The sequence below is a fragment of the Luteibacter aegosomatissinici genome (assembly GCF_023078495.1).
Lineage (GTDB): Bacteria > Pseudomonadota > Gammaproteobacteria > Xanthomonadales > Rhodanobacteraceae > Luteibacter > Luteibacter aegosomatissinici.
The window spans coordinates 2,198,721-2,216,376 of record NZ_CP095742.1 but is presented as its reverse complement, the minus strand read 5'-3'; the positions used below and the strand labels follow the sequence as shown (position 1 = coordinate 2,216,376).

Here is a 17,656-nt window from a genome sequence, read left to right as displayed (position 1 = left end):
ATGCCCTTGCGTCGCGGCCGCACCGGGTCCGCGAAGGAGGTGGGCCATCCCACCTCCTCGCTCGTCATCAGAAAGTCACGCGCATCCCCACGTTGCCCGACCAACCCTGGAACCCGCCGCGACCAAGATAGTGTCGATAGCCCGTTTCGCCGAACGCCTGGACGCGCGACGTCAGCTGCGCCGTCAGGCCACCGGCGACGAGGGCCTCAGATCCATTCCGACCTCCGTCGAAACGAGACGCCGCCAGCCCTTCGGTCCCAGCGAGGAGGATGCCGTTGCCGGAGGTAGACCGGACGTCGATCCGCGCGAACGGCGAGAACCGGTCGTCCTGACGAGAAATCGCGACACCGAGCGCGCCCGTCCTATATCGACCACCACCGAATCGAACCAGCGTGCCGTTCCCCTGATGTATCGGATCGATACGAACACCCTGCGTGGACATCGTGATGTGCGGCTCTACGTGCCACTGCCCCCCGATGTGAATGGGTAGGCCGGCTCCCATCGATATGCCCGTCGACGTCGCCCGGAGCCTTCCTATGCCTGGACCGCCAGCCGCCGTGTCGGTCTGGCCATGCATCCGCTGACGACTCACCACCCAATCCAGCCAGAAGCCGTCTCCGCTGCGCCACGTCACCCACGCCGACGTGCCGTTCGACTTCAACCTCGTCACGCTGTCGCCATCGACCGCGTGAGGCACGACAGTCGACCGCCCGTGATCGAATGCCCAACCAGCCCTCAACGAACCATTATCACCGTCCAGACCAACGAGCGAACCGCCAAACTGCCACGCTTCTACCGCGTGATCGAAGTCGTATCCGTAGCCTTTGAACGAGCGATCGCTCGAATAGCGCTGCCGTTTCCCTGTGAAGCGGGCGAACATCTCCCCTCCGACATCCCCTTCGAATGCGTGGTCCCGTATCTCGCCGAGCCTCTCGTGGAGGCTGGTCACCGATCCGTCAGAATACGCAAACACCATCGCCGGAACGGAAACGTACGAGGCGATTTCTGGCGCGACCGCTGGGCGCCCGCTGTCTCCGCCCGGGCCTCCGCCGCTCCCAGACGGAGGTCCTTCGCACTCGGATTCACACACCACACGCGAGACCAACCGATAGTCCCACGCGGGCGGACTCGTATCGCTCTCGCTCCCAGCCTGCTCAACCTCGGCTCCGGCAAATGCCTTTAGCTGGTACTGGAACGCGCCCAGCGCAACGAACTGATCTCTCAGGCGGAACGCATCTGCGGAGGACTTGCCACCAACCTGCACCAGTGAGACACCTTCCGAAGCACTCGCGCGGCCATCCGCGTTGGCATCCGTGTTAAACGGAGTACCCGTGACGTTCACGACCAGATCGATCGGCCGTGACACGTCGACATCTCCACGCACGACTAAGGAGTCCGACCATGTGCTACTCGGACTTTCAGCATTCATATGAACGTTGAGCCCGACGGCGCCGGCCGTGCCTGTGACGTTGCCGTTCACTCGCAAGCTTCGCGCCGCCCCCACGCCGCAATCAAGTTCAAGACCGCCCCCCTCGAAGACGAGTTCACTAATTTGACTGTCGCCTCGAACAAACCAGTGTCCGGCCCGCCCGAGTGAGACGTTCACGGGACCTTGCGCGGACCCTCGAAGGACGCCTCCACGACCAACGCGGACCCGCGCGCTGGAATCGCTGGAAACGAGAACATCGCCAATCACCTCTGCGCGGTCGATCCCGAACGTCACACGCGCCCCGTTGCGCGCCCCGAGCGCCACTCCACCTCCAGACCGGACCGTCGCACCGTCGCGAACAAAGATCTCCGCGGCGTGAACGTCTCCCCCGTGACCCGTGACCACGATGGCCGGTCCAGTAACCGCCGTGACGGACGACTTGTTCGCCACGACTAACCGCGTCGCTCCAGCCGCGAGCCGGTGGTCGTAGCCCATAGCCGCGCCTGCCTCGGAACCCTTTACGGTAGTCCCGTCGTCCAGGAGAACGTCGCCTGAAGTAAGCAACAGGCCCACACCCTCATCTCCAGTAGCAGCGATGGTCGAACGTAGCGCGGTTACTCGCCCATGATCGCTCACCGCGACTCCCGCAATCGCACCGTCGACGCGACTTTCCACGATACGCGCAGTGGATCGCCCCTCGGGGGTTGAATCAAGGTTACCGGTAAGGAGCAGCCCGACCCCCACCGAGTCGTGCACGGCGGACCTAAGGAGATCGACTTCGCTCCGGAGTTGCGCGCTCACGCCCGCCCCGTTCGATGACGTCAGTATCGCGTCCTCCATAAACAGGCGAGCACGATACATATTCACGTACTCGGCGCGGGCTCCCTCGGATAGAGTGAGACTGGATCCGCTGCTCAGCTCCCAGAGGTCGACAGGATGGCCGGTACCGGACACAACGACCGACTGGTCAGTACCAACCGTCTTCGCTTGTAGGCGTCCCTCTACAACCGCTGCCCCAAGAATGACTACAGAGCTCTTCAACACGAGCCCAACTCCCTTACCCTTCATTTTCACCTCATGATCAGTCCGTACGCCATCAAGTTGCGGTTTGCGCAAATCGAGGTGGCGCATTCGACCATGCGAACGATCGCTCTTCATGTAGGTCTTCCCTGTTGTGTGTGTGCGCGATGCCTGACGCGTTGTAGTCCTTCGCGCATGAGAGGTATGACGGACAAGGCCGGCGGATCGCCCTACATCCGGCGGGGCACATCGCCGACACATAACGAGTCCTCGCCCGATAGGTCCGCGAAAGCGAGACAACTACGTTATGAAGCCCCGCCAATGGGGCTCATGGAGTCACACGCATGCCACCAGAAGACCACGCCAACCTGTACGACACCGACATCAGCAGCGAGCCGTTCCTCGACGATCCTGTTATCGACAACTTCAAGCCAACGATTCCGGCCGCCTATCCGGACGGCGTGATTCCGAATAGCGCTATCGATCTTGGGCTAGTCGTACACGCCCCCATCATCGTCAGCAACGGGCACAACACCGCACCCGGCAACAAATTCGACCTTGTCGTGGATGGCAACATCGTCCCGGGAACAACCGTTACTTGCGAGACCACTGACGAGAAGTACGTCGCCCTTCGCATGCCGGTCGATTTCGGAAAGTCGCTCAGCGAGCGCTTCCACGATATCGCGTATCGCGATACACCCGATCCGTTCGGACCTCCCGTCCGATCGGGTGCAACACAGATCCTGATCGACCGCACACCCGCGGGAAACCGTCGCCTCCCACGGATCGAATTCCCTGACATCATTCAGCGGCACGGATTGTCGCTCGCAACGCTGAACTCGCTGCCAGGCGCTTTACTTCGCGGTGTCGTCTCCGATTACGAGGGATTCGACCCCGACGACAAACTACACGTATTTATCCGGCCAAACGGCGCCGATGAAACGGCTATCAAAGTGGTACCGCCGTCGCCCGACGGTGACCTCATTGAAATCACCTTTGATCAAAATGAGATCGGCCGAGCTGGTGTCGATGGCGTAGTGGATTTTTACTATTACGTCGAGGACAAAGCGAACAATCGAAGCAAGGCGTCGCCAGTCACACCGGTCACCATTCTTCTTATCGATGCGCCAGAGCGCCTTCCTGGCCCCAAGGTCATTGCGTACGATGATGACCTCATTACCGAGGAAGATATCAAGCCGGTACTCTCCGCGGCCATTCCTGCTCTCACACCCCGAGCAAAGGAAGGCGACGCGCTGATTCTTCGTGCCGGACGTAACTTCGTAGGTCGCCTTCAACTCACCAAAGAGCAGGCGGCCTCGGACCCGATGGGTCTTGTGCACATTCCATACGACCTCGTGTGGGACCTCATTGCGGCGGGTAAAGGTACGGCCTTCTCTGAATCCCTTACCTACACCCATTACCGAAATGGCGTTCCGAGTCGCTCCGACGTCACCGACTGCAGGTTCGACCTTGATGCTCCAGGCGGTCGCGACCCGCTTCCCGGCTCCATTGAGAATGAGGCCCTCCCCTTGCCGATTCTCCGCGGCGCCTCTGGTGGCGAGGATAACTTGATCTCGTTCGCGGATGCAGACAAGGACGCCCTTGCGATTATTCCGTCCACTTCACTGCGAGGGCTTCGCTCTTTCGGATTGGAGAAGGACGACGTCGTAACCATGGTGATCAACGGGGACTCCGTCGGTGAGCCCCGTGAGATCGATGACCCCGATGCGTCGATTCAGGTGACGATTCCATCGAGCGACTTGAAGGAACACGCAGGATCTGGCCACCTCTCGTACACAGTAGTCCGCCATCTCGCGCTGTCGCCACATATCTCAAAGTCCATATCGCCAGTGCAACCTATCCGAATCGATAGCGCCGATGGTCTTCCTGGTGGCGGCACGCCGTTGCGTGGAGCAGTCTTCCCCGACGCACTTCGCCTTGAAGATGTTCAGCACGTCTATGGAATTCATGAAAGCGACCTTGTGAAGGGATTTACGCCGGTTCGCATTTACGGTTACGCCAACATGAAGCCTGGTGACAAGGTCACTATCAACTACACCGGCTTTAACGCTTTCGATGGCGGAGACCAGGTTCCTGATGCCTCGGGCGTCCTCAACCACGAAATCAGTGAGGCTGATCTAGATCCGAAGGAAGACGAATGGGGCGTGCTTCGTGGGCGATCCGTTTTTTTCGAGCTGAAGCTTTCAAGCGAGATCGTCTATGCGCTTGCATTTGGACGATTTGAGCTTTCCTACACCGCTACAAACAACGTCGGCTCGGTGACTACCAGAAGCCGTAACGTACTTGTCTCGGCCAGGCGCCCCAAACCCTAATAATTTAGCAAGGTAAGAGATACATGGAAGACACCGAAAAATTCGACGTCTCGCCGCGCGCGATCGCACTCATCCCTCCGTCGATCTATGACGCGACCGACGGAGGTCTTGGCTATGACGATATCGCGCGTGACCCCGACCGCCTCGTTGTCGTAAAAACCGGACCGTGGGGCGATATCAAGACGGGCGACGTTGTTGAGATCCTCTACGGACCGGATCTGGAGGTGGTTGGAAGCCACCGCTACACCGTCGTCGATAACCTTCAGCCGCACGTCCAGGTGCGGGCTTCGTTGCTCGCGCAGCACGGCGAGGGCACCATGCTGCTCGCGGCGCGTATAACGCTCGTCGACACAGGCGAAGCGTACCAAACTGCCGAGGCAGAGGTCGCGGTCAAGCTTTCCGTTCCTGGCGGACTTGACCCTAATCCTGAGACGCCGAACCGGAATGAGTCACTCGACGCGCCAGTGATCCTCCCATCACCACTGCCCGACGATCTTTCCGATATTTTCGTGGAAGTACCGCCTTACCGGAACATGGCAGTCGGCGACCGCGTCACTGTGCAGTGGCACACGACCTCCCTCAGGCATGGGCCACTCACTCTTGACGAGGTCGACAGACCAATCCGTGTGGGCGTCACCAAGGAGGTCGCCGCTGGCACCAATGGAAAGGATGTGGCCGTGCGTTATCAGGTCCACGACCGTGTGGCGAACCGCTCGCTCTGGTCCCCCGAGGCCATCGTTGACGTACCCCCTGGTGGTGACGCACCTCCGGCACCATGGGTTGATGGAACGGTTCGTGATGAAGGCAAGGTCGTCGACCTCGCAACCCTTGGCGACCGCGACTTACATGTGCGCGTGGAAGGGCATCCGGCCCAAGCGGGCGACGATATCGTCGTTTCCTGGACGGGTGTGACAGCCGCAGGAAAGGCCGTTGATTTCACGTGTCCACCGATTCGCGTGCAAAGGCCTAATCAGGCCCTGGATACGATCATCCCGCATGACAAGGTTGCCTCCCTGTCAGCGGGCCGCGCGTCTGCCGGCTACTCCATTATGTCAGGCGGTACGAAGGTGGCAACGTCGCGCCGCCGTCACCTGGCCATTGAGGGGGTTCCTCGACAGCTGATGGCCCCATCTGTGCGGGAGGCGCTCGACGGGACACTTGATCCGGCCGCCGTGGACGATGGAGCCCATGTCGTGGTGGATGCATGGGATGGCATTGATGGTGATGACCGTTGCTACCTCGAGTGGGTTGGTACACGCGAGGACGGACAGGCCACTTTTTTCCATGCCGGCCTTAGTGGCTCTGACGTAAACCCCGACAAGACGTTGGTTTTCACTGTCCCTACTAATGAGGTTTCGCGAATCGCAGGCGGTACCCTGCGGGTACGTTACGCGGTGGCTATCCAGGCACCCATCGTCTATAGGGACGGCATTCGAAAAGAGCCGCTGGTACACCTTGAGTCACCGTGGCTTGACCTGAATATCGCGAGAAGCACAGCACCTTTGAGCATCGACTCAACCCCAGCTACCCTCTCCGGCAAGATCACCCGTCTCGAAAAACGCGTAACCGTGCCTCCAGAGGACACTTTCATGGCACGAGTAGCCACCGGGGGCGTGCCGCCGTACCGTTACACGGCGAATAGTGGCGCCGTCGAGGTGGACGAGGCCACGGGGCGTGTCGCGTCGCTGCGGAATGGCGTCGCCGTGATCACGGTCACCGATGCCAGGGGCGCCACTGCGTCGTACGAGGTAACGGTGAGCAACGTGACCCATCTGGTGGACCTCGATCGGCAAGGTGGCTGGGATGTGGCGGTGCGGCTCGCTGGCGAACATAAGGCCAGCATCCCTTCGCTGGACGATTGGGACACGATGCGAGCCGCGTATGGCGGCTTTCCCAGCGTGCGGGCCGACGCCGCCTGGAGCAGCGTCGCCGTGGACAAGTTCTTCCGCTATGCGGTGTTCCCGAACACCGGGGCGCGTGAGCCGCGCCGCTATTTCGGCCTTGGCTCGCCCCTGCAGGGGGCCTGGGTGTGGATCGTGACCGTTCCCACCGCATAGGCGGCCTGTCGCGCGCGTCCTCTTCCGGCGCGCGCGACACCTCTTCCTCATAACAACCTGGAGATGTACGCCATGAATGGCGCTAGCCCCCAATACCCCTATCCATCACCTTATATCGCGCTTCATTTGCCACCCGCCTCACTGGAGACGGTGCTGGCCGGCTGGATGCTGGCAGCGGATGTACTGCTTCCACCCTATCCGGGAATGGCGGTCGGCGATCGCATCATCGTCGCCTGGGAGGAACGCCTGGTCGCCTTGCCACCAGTCACCCCCGAGCAGGTAGGCCTCCCGTTGCTGGTCACGATCGACGAACCCTTGCGCACCCTCGGCGGCTTGAGGGATGTGCGCATCAGCTGGCAGGTACATGACCAGGCAGGCCTCTGGTCCGGCTGGGCCCCCGCGACATTCGCACCCTTGCGGTTCGGCGGGGCGTTTGCCCCCGCGCCGTGGCCGGAAGGTACGGCGGGAGACGGCGGGCACGCGTACATGATCGATCGCATGCATGGCCCGTACGCACGCATGCGCGTGGAGGGCCATGGGGCACTGGTGGGTGACCGGGTCACCCTGCACGTGCACGCCACGACAGCGGCGGGTAAACAGGAAGCTTGGCACTCCCCGTCCACGTCCGTCCGCCGCGACGGACAAACGCTTGATTTCGATGTCCCCATGCAGCTGATACGCCACGCGGTTGGCGGCCAGTGCGTGGCCCAGTACACGATTTGCGCCCCCGGTGCGGAGCCGCGGCATTCAATCCGGCGGCGCATTGAAGTCATCGGCCACGCGCCGGCACTTGCGGCGCCAGGCGTGCAGCAGGCCGAGGGTGCCGTGCTCGATCCCCTGGCGGCGGCCGGTGGCGCGTGCGTGGACGTGCCCGCCTGGCCCGGCCTGGCGGGCGACGACGAATGCCACCTTGTGTGGCTGGGCATGAAGGCAAATGGCGAACCCACCCGGTTCGAGGAATCCGCGCTCGGTCGCGAGGCGCGCGACCGGTCGGGCCTTATCTTTCCCGTTCCAGGCCCGGAAGTGGCTGAGCTGGATGGTGGCTACGTTCGGGCGTGTTACCGGGTAAAAACGTTCGGTAACGTGGAAACGTCCCGCGGCACGCGCCGCGAGTGCCTGCATACACTCGAATCCGATTGGCTTGATCTGCGCGTGCAGGCGATCAACCCGCCACCCGTCATCGCGATGGACGACCTTGATAACCTGACCCCGCGCCCGTTCGATGCACTGAAACGCCCTTTCATCACCTTCATTGCGGAAAAGGGCGCGTGGTACATCCGTGGGGGCAAGGCGAGTATCACGCCGTTCCATGGCGGCGCCTTCCTGTGTGCGCATGACGATGTGTCCGCACTGCGCATGGAGTTCGCGCAGCCATGTACGTCCGTCCGGTTTGGTTACGGCGCCCTGGGCCCGAATGGAAATGGTTCACCGTTCCATCTGGATATTTTCGACGCGCACGGCAACCGCCTGGCCGATGCACAACACAAGGTTCCCACGACCGGCCTACCCGGTCTCTGGGTGCAGCTGGACGCCGCGGATTACGGCGATCGCATCGGCACCATTGTGCTTAGAAAGGACACATCCCACGATCCCCGCCGGGTGACGGCGATCATCGACAACTTCACGCTCACCTGGTGACGCGGCACGCTGCCACGGGATCAAACGCGTTTGCGAGCCCGCATATCTTCGCGAACGCGATGCAGACCTCGGTAAAGCCAGCGGACCGGCGCGTAGGCATGGAAGCCTGCCGTAGCCCCAGTGGAGCGCACGACGTATAGCGAGCCGCAGGGCTCGCTATGGGTCGCGAGCAGGCGCTTGTACTGGTTATCGCCGTAGCCGAAGCTCACCCGTTCGCCGGGGAAGCGATCAAGCAAAGCCTTGATCGCCTGGAAGACGGCGACTGACCCAAGGCCGATTTTCGCGATCTCTTCATCGTATCCGAGATCATCAACCAGGTATGTGCCGGCGATACGGTAGCCGTGCACATAGGCTAACGGCTTTCCATCGCGAAGCACGATGTTGCCCACCAGATGCCCCGCCGCCGCCAGCCTCTGGAACAACGCCACGCGCAATGGATGGTCCCAGCGGATGGGCAGGTCGTCATGGTGCCAGGTGCGCGCATACAGCTCATTCATGAGCCGGCAGTACTCAGGCATCGACTCGGGCGTATCAAAGGTATGCAACGCGGCATCGCCGCCAAGCTTGCGATAGGCGCGACCCACCCGCTGCGACAGATCGGTGCGCCGCTTCTTGTCCATCTGGGCCAGCCACGCCTCTGAGGAACGCTGCCCCTGGATCGTCCACTGCACCTGCTCAAGCAAATTGGCTGGCACCTGGCGCATATCCTCGCCCTTGCCCAGCGCCTGCGCGAACGGGTTAGGCAGTGGGCTCTCCTGGATGCGTACGACGCGGATATTCGCATCCCCGTGCAGCTGCCGCACCACGGCCAGCATGACCGTTGAACGATCTTCCGTTGCCGAGACCACGCCCGCGCCCAGCAGGCGCAACGCTGCACCATGGTAAAGGCGTACCCGGCGCCCGGCCATTTCGAGGCGCGCGGTGTGCTTGATTGCCAGCAACGGCGCATAGCCCACCATGCGCCCGGCGCCATCGCGAACAACCACCACATGCGGCGCGGTACCATCTTCGCGACTTTCTACCTCGTAGGTGATCCAGTCCGGGTGCTGCACGATGCCGTCGCAGCCGCCAGGCGTCTCCGCCAGGGCAGCCATCTCGTCACGCGCGTCGCGCAACGCCTCCAGGGAATGCAGGATCGAGCACAGGTAGTTCATGGGCTTGCTGCCTTTGCCGCCGACGGCGGCACGATGGCGAGCACGCGCGAGAGCGCGCGCCCGGGCGGACCCAGCCTGCGGCTGATGCCTGCCATCAACTGGAGATCATCGGCGGACCAGTAGCGCACCCAGGCGCTACCGGGGATATAGATGACCATGAAAGCCACGGCGCCGACCAGAAAGCCGAGACGCGAGGGCGTGGCTTCGGTCGCGGCCCACGCGGCGGCCGTGGCGATCACGCCCACGGCAAACAGCCGCACCATGGCCGCAACGGGCAGCCCACCGTGCGTGGCCTTGCGCAGGTAATGCACGGCCAGGGCCATCTCGACGATACGCGTGGCGGCATAGGTACCTACCGCGCCCGCCAGGCCGAACGGCGGGATCAACGCGCCACCCAATACCGCATTGGCCACCAGCGCGACGACGGCGATGCGTACACGATCGTCCTGGCGATCGACGACCGTCTGGAACGCGGCGATGCCGTTGCCGATGAGAAGCAAACCACCCAGGACCAGGGTCGCCTCGATCGCCGGTATGGCATCGACATAACGCGTGCCATACATGAGCCGCACGATCTCAGGCGTAGTCACCACGCCGAGCCCCGCAATACAGATGCCCACCGCCCAGTAGAACCGCGTCGCCTCGGAGAGGAACCGCGCAGCCTTCGCCGTGCCGCTCTCGCCGAAGGTCTTGGCCATGTACGGCAGCAGCGTGGAGGTAAGGCCCACGGAGAACAGCTGCACGGCGCCACGGGTGAGCGTACCGGCGATGGCGAAGTAGCCGACGGCCACCGAGCCCGTGAACGTATTCAGCAGGAACACCTCGATCGTGCCCGTGCGGAACGACCCCATCAGCACGAGCATGGCGGTGAGCTTGAGGTGCCGGTTCACCCGCGTGGTCATCGCCGCGGGCACCTCGCCTGGCTCATACGGCCGGCATAGCCGCCGGTACATGATCCGGTTGATCAGGTTCAGCAGCAGGCACGCCACCGCAAACAGCGCGACGAACGAGAGCAATCCCGCGTGCGCGAACATCGCTCCCAGCACCAGGAGCATGCCGACGACACCGCCGATGACGGTAGCGACGGCTTCCGGCTCAAAGCGCTCCTGGCCCTTGCCGATGGCCACGAGCATGGCGTAGTTCGCCTTGGCGACCACCGCCACGACCACAAGCAGCATGATCGGCAACAGCGACTGGTCCCACTCTGACGGGCGGAAAATCACCGCCACCAGCGCGAACAGGCCTATCACCACCAGCGAGCTCCAGCCCTGGATGCGCGAGAAGCGCGCCGCCAGGCTTGAGGCCAGGCGCGGATCACCCATGCCGTCGGCTTCGGCAATGAACTTGGTCGACGACGTGGTGAGCGCGTGGTTCGAGCAGACAATAAGCCAGCCACACAGCCAGACCGTAAACGCGTACCGCCCGAAGTCCGCCGGTCCCAGCGACCGTGCGATCCACACGCTCATCAAAAGCCCAAGCGCGTACTCGATATACGTGGACACCGTGACAATGCCCACGCTGCGCAGCACATCCAGCCGGCGGGTCATGGCCGGTCTCCCAAAACCACATCAGCTGCTTTGTGCAGGGGCGAGGTGAGCCCGGCGCCTGCCGGTTGGGCCATCATCCACTGCGCCACGCCGGCACCGCGGTTGTTCCAGTTGAACCGGCGCAACGTATCCGAAATCGCCGCGCAGCTCGGGCTGTACGAATTGGCGATGGCGTCGAAGCGCTTCTGCAGCGCCGCCGCCTGCGCGGGGTCGGCCGTGAAGTAGTGGGCCGCGGCCACCGCAAGCCCCAGCTCCACGGTGTGCCCATCGCTGTACCATCCTTCGCTCTCCTGGATCTTCGTGATGTCGGCCGGCTTGGCATGCGACGAGGACCAGTACCAGGCGATCTGGCCATCCGGCCCTGAGCAATCGTTGCGCCAGTTATGCGGTGACACGAGCAGCTTCTGGTCGATCCAGCCATAGCGCTCGAGGTAGCGACCGAAATCCACGATCATCGGTGGAATACGCGCATCGCCCGTGACCAGCCACGCATGCCACAACCCATCGATGATGTTCTCGCTCATCCACGGCGATGCACCACGCACGTCGTTATCGCCATGCGGATCGTTCTCGTGCACGTTCCAGCTGTTCCGCCAGGAGCCATCGTCACCCAGGCCATCCGGGTTGTGCTTCTGGTGCGCATCCAGCCATGCGATACGGTCTTCCATGCGCTGCCGGTCGCGCTTGTCGCCGGTCAGCTCGAACGCCGCGACCGTCTCGATCAGGCCGAGACCGGCCAAGCGCTCGGTGAAATAATCCTGTGGCGAGCGATACGGGCCCGGCGCGTTGTTCCAGCCGCCGCTCGCCCACAGGTCCGCCATTTTCGTTACCGTTGCAGCATCGTGCATGCTGTCGTCGCCGGTGAGCCCCACCGCCAGCAGGATTGGCTCGATATAGACGTACTTCACGTCGCACGGCTTGCCATCGGGTAGCCAGCCGCCACCGCACGAGGGGCTCTCCGGGAACCCATCCCGCTTGATGCCTGCCATGTACCAGCGATAGCTATCCTCGGCGGCCTGAAGGTAATCAGCGCGGCCCGTGCGCACATAGGCCTTGAACAAGGTCGAGGGGCGATCGAACAGCCACGCCGTCGTGTCCTTGACGGGCAGCTCGCGCGCCCAGTCAAATTGGGCATTCACATAACCTGCGTAGGCCTCACCCTTGGGCGCCACGCTTTGCGGCCCGGCAATGAGCGAGGCGGTTAACCATTGCGGGGTGAGCGTCGCCACGGCGGCAAGCTTTCCCTTCACCAGGCCATCGGCATACGGCCAGCCCGTTATCGAAGCCTGGCGAGGCTCGCCCACGGTGAAGTAATACGTGCCCTGCGCCGCGCGGAACTGCGCCCGCACCGCACGGATACTGCCATCGCGGAAATGCCAGGTCAGCATGACCTTCACGTCCGCACCTGCTTCCTTGCCCTGCGCATCGACGATACGAAGCGCATGCGCATCGCGCAGCATGCCCGGTGGAAATGGAATACCTACCGAGACCGGCAGGGAGTCGCCCTGCCCGGCCACGCGCTTCACATCGATCTTTTGCGCAGCGGGCGGCAAGGCGGCGTTCGCCGCCACCGCATCCGGCCCCATGACCGCGCCCAGGGCAAGCAGGCAGGCCAACAGGAACAGGAAGCGGCGCGTGACGGAACCGACATTCAAGGCGTCCTCGTCCCTACGGGCAAGGCGGCGCTCCCACCGGGCAACCCGTGCGCTCATGCCACGGACGCGACAGGTACGGCACCGGCCAGCTGGTACTCCCAGCTCAGCGCCGTGCGCACGATGAAATCGAGATCGTCGTAGCGCGGCTCCCACCCCAGCACCTCGCGCAGCTTGTCGCTGCGGGCGATGAGCTTGGGAATATCGCCGGGGCGGCGTGGCAACTCGACGACATTCAACGACAACCCGCCCACACGGGCCACGGCATCGACGACCTCGCGGACGCTGTACCCATGGCCGTAACCGCAGTTCAACGTCAGCGACGAACCGCCCGCGCGAAGGTGATCCAGCGCGCGCAGGTGCGCCGCGGCCAGGTCATCCACATGGATGTAATCGCGGACGCCCGTCCCATCCGGCGTGTCGTAGTCGGTGCCGTAGATCGAGATGCAATGGCGCTTGCCCACCGCATGCTGGCACGCCACCTTGATCAGCAGCGTGGCCTGTGGCGTGGAGTGCCCGATGCGCCCCTCAGGGTCACAGCCGGCCACGTTGAAGTAGCGCAGGATGACGTGGCGCATCGCCCCGGTGGCCGACCAGTCGCGCAACATCGTCTCCGACATGAGCTTGGAGGTGCCGTACGGGTTGATCGGCTGGGTCGGCGTGTTCTCATCGGCCACCCCTTCGGCCGTGGTGCCGTAAACCGCCGCGGTCGAGGAGAAGATGAACTTGTCCACGCCCGCGGCCGCACAGCAGGCCAGCAGGTTGCGGGTGTTACACGTGTTGTTGCCGTAGTACTTCAACGGATCGCTCACCGATTCCGGCACCACGGTGTGCGCGGCGAAATGCAGGACCGCATCGACGCGATATGCCTCCAGCGTGCTGGCCACCAGGTCGCAATCGCCGACATTGCCTTCGACCAGCGCCGCTCCACGTACGGCTTCGCGGAAGCCGGTGGAGAGATTATCGATCACGACCACGCGCTCACCGCGCGCGACCAGTTGCTGCACCGTGTGGCTGCCGATATACCCGGCCCCACCGGTTACCAATACCGTGCTCATGCGTGCCTCCCGGAAGCTGGCGGGAAATTGCGCGCCAGCCAGCCGCCAATGCCATCGACGAGCCGCGCACGGTCGCCGGTAAGGATGTAGGTGTGATCGGTTTCCGCGCGGTAGCTCGTGGTAACGGCCGGGTGATCCATGACCTTGCCGAAGCATTCGCGAAACTGCCGTGCGTGGTTGAAGCAGTAACTGATGCCACCGGAGTACACGAGGTAGAGCTTCATGCCACGCCCCACCATGCCGGTGAAGTCGGCGATGACCTCCTCACGCGGCGCGGGCGCCACGGCGAACACGGGCTCGGAAGCCGCCTTGTCCGTGCCGCCGCCACCGGCACGGTGGCGCAGGAAGCGTGCCCAACGCGCCGGATCCAGCGCACGCGGCAGATAGTGGCGGAGCTTGTAGCCCAGCGTGCGATACGCGTAACCATCGAGGAACACCGCGCCGCTGACGCGTGGATCGCTTGCAGCGACGGTGTGTGCGTTCTGCGCACCGGAACACAAGCCAACCAGCACGAAGCGCTTGCAGCCGGCGCGTTCGGCCAGCAGCCTCATCGCATCATCGACATCAGCGCACACCTGCTGCGTGCGGGTCAGGCCGCCGCCACTGGCGCCGCTGTCGCCCAGCGTGGAAAGATCGAAACGCAGCGTGGGATACCCGGCCGAATTCAGTTGACGGGTGAGTTCCACATGCAGACGGAAGGGCCCGATGCGATGGACCAGTCCGGCATTCAGCACGATCACGCCGGTCTCGCCATCACTGCCGTCGGGCACGCCGGCGATGCCGACCAGGTGGCGGGCACGGCCAAATCGAAAGGCTTCCTCGCGCATCACGCATCCTCCGTCATACGGCCGCTGACGGCCTGGATCAGCGGGTGCGAGAGAATCGCGGCCTCGAGTCGGCGCAGGTCATTCCAGGGCGTCGGCGGTGAAATGGCCGCGACCTTGCCCCGTCGCGAGACGAGGTGCTCCCAGCGCGGCGCGGCATCCGCGGGCAGCGAATCGAGCACCAGGGTGGGCACGTTCGGCGGCGCGACGCGCAGGCCCATGAGCTGCTTACGCAGGCTCTCGCCGATATCGAAGCCAAGCCACTGCTCGGCCACATCGGCATGCGTGCGCGGCCGACTGAACCGGTCCGCGTCCTCGCGCAAGGCCGCCTGCATGGTGTCCAGCGCGGCCACGTAATCGTCGCCGTTGACCACCGGATCCCAGGCAATCACTTCGGCAAAGCGGGCGCGGTCGGCCGCACCCAGGGCAATGCTGCCACCCAGCCGCGCACCAAATGCGACGACACGGTCCACACCCGCGCGCGAGCGGAGCTCACCGGCGGCGGTCACGGCATCGCCGATGCAACGGTTCCAGTCCACTTCAGCGCTGTCCCCCGCGGAATCGCCGGTGCCGTGGTAGTCAAAGCGCAACACCGCCACGCCCTGGGCTGCGAGCGCCTGCGCCAGCTGCCGGTAAAGCCGGTGGGTGCGTATCAGTTCCTGGCCCAGCGGCGGGCACATGAGTACGGCGCGCCGCGGCACGGAGACGGGCGCGTGATACATGCCAAACAACCCGCTTTCGGCACCGAAGAAGAACGGTAGTTCAGGATCGTTGCGCATGCTTACCTCCGGTAGACCACGCCGACGAAGAACTCGGTTTCCCGATAGCTCTGGCCGACGGCATCGCTGGTTCGGCGTTCGCGGGCCACCGAGGCATGCCAGCTCCAGTGGCGGTTCCATTGCTGGCCCAGGTCGAGGCCCAGGCGCACTGTGTTGTCGGTACGGTCGATCGTGTCGTAGCGAAGCCGGTCGGCGGTGCCGAATCCGGACAAGGTAAGGGTCGGTGTCACCCGGTAGCCCACGCCGACGCTGAGGCCCTTGCCGGTCTGGTTGAACGTGCTGTCATCGATGTATTGCAGCTTGTTCCACGCGGGCGACACGGTGATGTTCAGCCGCTCGCTCTTCCAGTTCCAGTTCGCCTCGAACCGCTTTTCCTTGTAAACCTGCGAGCCGATGACGGCACTGCCCACGCCGATACCGGAGAGGCTGCCGCGCCCCAGGCCACCCGTGTTGGCGAAGGGATCCAGCGCTTCGGTACGACTGGAGTTATCCGTGGCGCCCAACCCGTAGACGGAGGGCGTGGTCATGATGTCGGTGGCCGCATCGGCGTACTGGTAGGTACCTGCGACGGCGAACGAGTTGCGCAACGTGGGCTGCCAACCCACCTGCACGCGCAGCAAGGGTGAAGAACGGTCGCGCCCTTCGTCAAAGTTCAGCCGCGTCCCACCAAGCATCACGTCGGCATCGAAATGCGCCAGCTGGCTGGTGTAGCGAAGGTAGGCTTCCTCGCGCTTGTAGTTCGCGCTGCTCGGCTGGTTCTTGAAGTTGATGTCGGAGTACTCGACGTTCCCGGAGATCGTGTCGGTCGGCGTGAGGTCGCGAAAGAGCCGAAATGCCGCCATGCCACGGTTGGAATCGAAGTCATCCACCTTCGAGGCGTAGCTGTTGATATAACGCAGCTCGAACTGACCGCGGGTGGCGTCGCCGAAGCGCATGTGCAACGTGGGGCCAGCCGCGAATACGTTGGTCTGCTGCTGGTTATCCGGCGAATCGGCCGAGAGCTGGTCCACCGGCTGCACGCCGGCGTAATCCTCCACGGAGAAATCCAGCCGGTCCGGCATCACCGTCCAGTTACCCTGCCCGACGATCTGGGTCTGTGTCTGCGAATCGAAGTGGTTCTGCAGATACTTCCGGTATTCCAGCGTCCCGGCCACGTTGGCCTGGAAGGTGGAGCCCATCTGGGTGAACTGGAACGTCGCACCGGGCGTCAGCACGTTTTCGCTGATCGGGTTATCCGATGACAGCGTGATGTTGTTGCTGTGCTCCAGGCCAGCATAAAGCGTGTAATCCAGCGTGCCTGCCTGGCTTACCGCGGGTGCCGCGCACACAAGGCCCAGCAACACCGCATGGGTGAGCCTCTTCACTGCCGGCATGTTCCCTCCCCTTGGAGCCGAGGCTCACGGTGACTCGTTGAACACCACGCCCGCGAGCTTGGCGGGATCGAAATTGGCGACGGCCTGGTTGATGGCGGCCGGGGTATCGCGGCCGTAACCGGCGACCAGCACAACGAAATCGGCCAGGTCGGAAAGAATGCGAGCATCGGGCGCACCCTTCACCGGCGGGCCATCCAGGAACAGATAGCGGTCGGGATAGCGGCAGCGCAGCGAATCGAGCACCGCGCGCATGCGGAACGATGAGAAGTACTCACTGCTGTTCTCGCGCGCCTTGCCGGCCGGGATCATGCGCAGGCGTGGCACGCCCGTCGGGTACATGATGGAAGCGATGCCACGCGACGGGTGCTCGAGGAAATCCACCAGGCCACCGGTGGCGGGCTCCACACCCAGCGCCTTGTGCTGGTTCGGATAGCGCAGGTTGCAATCGATCAGCAGGCTGGTCTTCGATTCATCGAAGGCGAACGCCGTGGCGAGGTTGCGCGACACGAAGCTGCCACCCGAGCGCGGGCTCACCGAGCACACCAGGGTGATGAAGTTACTGTCGCCACCCATCTCGATCAGCCGCGTGCGGATGCCGCGGAAGGCATCTGATTGCTGGCGTACGGATTCTTCGCGATGGATCAGTCGCTTGCGTTCGCAGTCGATCGGGCTGAGCGATCCGCTGTCCTCACGCATGCGTGCGATGGAGTGACTCGGCGTGGCATGTGCGTCGTCGTGGGCTGTGGCGACCACGTCGCCGAGTTCGATGTTGTTCACGGCCATCTCGATTGT

At 63.5% G+C, this 17,656-nt stretch carries 12 protein-coding genes; 3 read left to right on the top strand and 9 right to left on the bottom strand.

Going from position 1 to position 17,656, the window contains the following annotated elements:
* Nucleotides 1-67: 67 nt before the first annotated feature.
* On the bottom strand, nt 68-2,587 hold the full coding sequence (locus L2Y97_RS10000) for an autotransporter outer membrane beta-barrel domain-containing protein (protein ID WP_247436205.1): 2,520 nt from the start codon (nt 2,585-2,587) through the stop codon (nt 68-70).
* Nucleotides 2,588-2,793: 206 nt separating this feature from the next.
* On the opposite strand from L2Y97_RS10000, the gene L2Y97_RS09995 reads away from it, so the two are divergent.
* The 3 genes from L2Y97_RS09995 to L2Y97_RS09985 all read left to right on the top strand — a co-directional run bounded on the left by L2Y97_RS09995 (nt 2,794) and on the right by L2Y97_RS09985 (nt 8,477).
* The gene (locus L2Y97_RS09995) at nt 2,794-4,782 is read left to right on the top strand and encodes a hypothetical protein (protein ID WP_247436201.1); all 1,989 of its coding nucleotides are present in this window, start codon (nt 2,794-2,796) and stop codon (nt 4,780-4,782) included.
* A 23-nt stretch (nt 4,783-4,805) separates the two neighbouring features.
* A complete protein-coding gene (locus L2Y97_RS09990) occupies nt 4,806-6,839 on the top strand; it encodes a hypothetical protein (RefSeq protein ID WP_247436198.1) in 2,034 nt (677 codons plus the stop codon).
* A gap of 72 nt (nt 6,840-6,911) precedes the next feature.
* On the top strand, nt 6,912-8,477 hold the full coding sequence (locus L2Y97_RS09985) for a hypothetical protein (protein ID WP_247436195.1): 1,566 nt from the start codon (nt 6,912-6,914) through the stop codon (nt 8,475-8,477).
* Between the two features lie 20 nt (nt 8,478-8,497).
* Here L2Y97_RS09985 and L2Y97_RS09980 read toward each other — a convergent pair whose 3' ends face one another.
* From L2Y97_RS09980 to L2Y97_RS09945, 8 genes are read right to left on the bottom strand one after another with little or no spacing between them, the layout of a single operon-like run.
* On the bottom strand, nt 8,498-9,631 hold the full coding sequence (locus tag L2Y97_RS09980; protein WP_247436192.1) for a GNAT family N-acetyltransferase: 1,134 nt from the start codon (nt 9,629-9,631) through the stop codon (nt 8,498-8,500).
* A complete protein-coding gene (locus L2Y97_RS09975; protein WP_247436189.1) occupies nt 9,628-11,178 on the bottom strand; it encodes an oligosaccharide flippase family protein in 1,551 nt (516 codons plus the stop codon). The genes L2Y97_RS09980 and L2Y97_RS09975 overlap by 4 nt, the downstream gene beginning before the upstream one ends.
* Nucleotides 11,175-12,833, bottom strand: coding sequence for a hypothetical protein (locus tag L2Y97_RS09970; RefSeq protein WP_247436186.1), 1,659 nt, complete (start codon nt 12,831-12,833; stop codon nt 11,175-11,177). The genes L2Y97_RS09975 and L2Y97_RS09970 overlap by 4 nt, the downstream gene beginning before the upstream one ends.
* A 53-nt stretch (nt 12,834-12,886) precedes the next feature.
* Nucleotides 12,887-13,888, bottom strand: coding sequence for a UDP-glucose 4-epimerase GalE (gene galE, locus L2Y97_RS09965; RefSeq protein WP_247436183.1), 1,002 nt, complete (start codon nt 13,886-13,888; stop codon nt 12,887-12,889).
* Entirely contained in the window at nt 13,885-14,715 is an 831-nt protein-coding gene (locus tag L2Y97_RS09960) for an alpha/beta fold hydrolase (RefSeq protein ID WP_247436180.1), read from the bottom strand. The genes galE and L2Y97_RS09960 overlap by 4 nt, the downstream gene beginning before the upstream one ends.
* Nucleotides 14,715-15,491, bottom strand: coding sequence for a serine aminopeptidase domain-containing protein (locus L2Y97_RS09955; protein ID WP_247436177.1), 777 nt, complete (start codon nt 15,489-15,491; stop codon nt 14,715-14,717). The genes L2Y97_RS09960 and L2Y97_RS09955 overlap by 1 nt, the downstream gene beginning before the upstream one ends.
* Nucleotides 15,492-15,493: 2 nt before the next feature.
* Entirely contained in the window at nt 15,494-16,864 is a 1,371-nt protein-coding gene (locus L2Y97_RS09950; protein WP_247436175.1) for an outer membrane beta-barrel protein, read from the bottom strand.
* A 24-nt stretch (nt 16,865-16,888) separates the two neighbouring features.
* Nucleotides 16,889-17,647 carry a P-loop NTPase family protein gene (locus L2Y97_RS09945; RefSeq protein ID WP_247436172.1) on the bottom strand — a complete coding sequence of 253 codons (759 nt, stop codon included), beginning with the start codon at nt 17,645-17,647 and terminating at the stop codon, nt 16,889-16,891.
* Nucleotides 17,648-17,656 lie beyond the last annotated feature (9 nt).